The following is a 3,251-nucleotide window of genomic DNA, read 5'->3' as shown; positions in this document are numbered from 1 at the left end:
GTATCGAATTTATCTTGAATACAACAACTGTTTGGGTGTTGTATAGTCAAGCCTCACGAGCAATTAGTATTGGTCAGCTTCACATATCACTATGCTTCCACATCCAACCTATCAACGTCCTAGTCTTGAACGGCTCTTTAGAGGAATAAATTCCTAGGGAAATCTTATCTTGAGGTAGGCTTCCCGCTTAGATGCTTTCAGCGGTTATCCCTTCCGAACATAGCTACCCGGCGATGCGACTGGCGTCACAACCGGTACACCAGAGGTTCGTCCACTCTGGTCCTCTCGTACTAGGAGCAGATCCTCTCAAATTTCCAGCGCCCACGGTAGATAGGGACCGAACTGTCTCACGACGTTCTAAACCCAGCTCGCGTACCTCTTTAAATGGCGAACAGCCATACCCTTGGGACCTGCTTCAGCCCCAGGATGAGATGAGCCGACATCGAGGTGCCAAACACCGCCGTCGATATGAACTCTTGGGCGGTATCAGCCTGTTATCCCCAGAGTACCTTTTATCCGTTGAGCGATGGCCCTTCCATACAGAACCACCGGATCACTAAGACCTACTTTCGTACCTGCTCGACTTGTGGGTCTCGCAGTTAAGCGCGCTTTTGCCTTTATACTCTACGCGTGATTTCCGACCACGCTGAGCGCACCTTCGTACTCCTCCGTTACTCTTTAGGAGGAGACCGCCCCAGTCAAACTACCCACCAGACATGGTCCTCGCCCCGGATTACGGGGCAGAGTTAGAACCTCAACATTACCAGGGTGGTATTTCAAGGATGGCTCCAATGTAACTGGCGTCACATCTTCATAGCCTCCCACCTATCCTACACAAGTAAGGTCAAAGTTCAATGTCAAGCTGCAGTAAAGGTTCACGGGGTCTTTCCGTCTAGCCGCGGGTACACTGCATCTTCACAGCGATTTCGATTTCACTGAGCCTCTGCTGGAGACAGCGCCGCCATCATTATGCCATTCGTGCAGGTCGGAACTTACCCGACAAGGAATTTCGCTACCTTAGGACCGTTATAGTTACGGCCGCCGTTTACTGGGGCTTCGATCAAGAGCTTCGCTTACGCTAACCCCATCAATTAACCTTCCAGCACCGGGCAGGCATCACACCCTATACGTCCACTTTCGTGTTTGCAGAGTGCTATGTTTTTAATAAACAGTTGCAGCGGCCTGGTTTCTGCGGCTGCCAAGCGCTCAGGGAGCAAGTCCCATCACCCTCAGCAGCGTACCTTCTCCCGAAGTTACGGTACCATTTTGCCTAGTTCCTTCAGCAGAGTTCTCTCAAGCGCCTTGGTCTACTCGACCTGACCACCTGTGTCGGTTTCGGGTACGATTCCTGTGTAACTGAAGCTTAGAGACTTTTCTTGGAAGTATGGTATCAGCCACTTCACTGTACAAGTACAGCTTGATATCGACTCTCAGCATAGAGCACCCCGGATTTGCCTAAGATGCATGCCTACTGTCTTCCACCTGGACTACCAACGCCAGGCTGACTTAACCTTCTCCGTCCTCTCATCGCATTACACAGAAGTATGGGAATATTAACCCATTTCCCATCGACTACGCCTTTCGGCCTCGCCTTAGGGGTCGACTCACCCAGCCCCGATTAACGTTGGACTGGAACCCTTGGTCTTTCGGCGAACGGGTTTTTCACCCGTTTTGTCGTTACTCACGTCAGCATTCGCACTTCTGATACCTCCAGCATACTTCTCAATACACCTTCTTCGGCTTACAGAACGCTCCCCTACCACGTAACTCTAAAGTTACATCCGCAGCTTCGGCACATAGTTTTAGCCCCGTTACATCTTCCGCGCAGGCCGACTCGACTAGTGAGCTATTACGCTTTCTTTAAAGGGTGGCTGCTTCTAAGCCAACCTCCTAGCTGTCTATGCCTTCCCACATCGTTTCCCACTTAACTATGATTTTGGGGCCTTAGCTGGCGGTCTGGATTGTTTTCCTCTTGACTACGGACGTTAGCACCCGCAGTCTGTCTCCCGGATAGTACTCATAGGTATTCGGAGTTTGCATCGGTTTGGTAAGTCGGGATGACCCCCTAGCCGAAACAGTGCTCTACCCCCTATGGTATTCGTCCGAGGCGCTACCTAAATAGCTTTCGGGGAGAACCAGCTATCACCAGGCTTGATTAGCCTTTCACCCCTATCCACAAGTCATCCCCTGGCTTTTCAACGACAGTGGGTTCGGTCCTCCAGTTAGTGTTACCCAACCTTCAACCTGCTCATGGATAGATCGCCTGGTTTCGGGTCTACACCCAGCAACTATACGCCCTATTAAGACTCGATTTCTCTACGGCTCCCCTATGCGGTTAACCTTGCTACTGAATGTAAGTCGCTGACCCATTATACAAAAGGTACGCAGTCACCGAACAAGTCGGCTCCCACTGCTTGTATGCATGCGGTTTCAGGATCTATTTCACTCCCCTCACAGGGGTTCTTTTCGCCTTTCCCTCACGGTACTGGTTCACTATCGGTCAGTCAGGAGTATTTAGCCTTGGAGGATGGTCCCCCCATATTCAGACAAGGTTTCACGTGCCTCGCCCTACTCGTCATCATGATGTGTGCCCTTTCGTGTACGGGACTATCACCCTCTACGGTCGCACTTCCCAGAGCGTTCCGCTAAAACACACATCACTTAATGGGCTGATCCCCGTTCGCTCGCCGCTACTAAGGGAATCTCAATTGATTTCTTTTCCTAAGGGTACTGAGATGTTTCACTTCCCCTCGTTCGCTTCAATAACCTATGTATTCAGTTATTGATACCTACCTTATAGTAGGTGGGTTCCCCCATTCAGACATCTCCGGATCAATGGATATTTGCCGCCTCCCCGGAGCTTTTCGCAGGCTATCACGTCTTTCTTCGCCTCTGACTGCCAAGGCATCCACCACATGCACTTAATTACTTGACTATACAACCCCAAACAGTCGTTAATACCTACAAGTAGTATTACCAACATTACAGTTTGAAGTACTGTGCATTTAAGCACCGTACAGCTTCAATCTAAATTCATATACCAAAACGCTTGATTCAGTTAATTTGCTAGTTCTCAATTAACTCTAAGATCAGAATGACTTCTTCTCTCTTTGTTATTGAGTGAACAATTTATTTCAGACTCAATTCTCAATCTGTTAATGAATTAATGTAACCTCGTCAGCTACATTAAACTGTGATTAATCACAGAGCTTAATAAATCATTATATTTACTAAGCTCTATAATCTTCTTT

The 3,251-nt window shown here is 48.8% G+C and carries 1 rRNA gene; it reads right to left on the bottom strand.

Annotated elements, in window-relative coordinates:
- Positions 1-42 precede the first annotated feature (42 nt).
- Positions 43-2,935: ribosomal RNA gene (locus JR005_RS15245) — 23S ribosomal RNA — on the bottom strand.
- Between the last annotated feature and the right edge of the window lie 316 nt (positions 2,936-3,251).

This window comes from Acinetobacter sp. Colony158 (assembly GCF_019264745.1).
Lineage (GTDB): Bacteria > Pseudomonadota > Gammaproteobacteria > Pseudomonadales > Moraxellaceae > Acinetobacter > Acinetobacter ursingii.
This window is presented reverse-complemented; position numbering and strand designations above follow the sequence as displayed.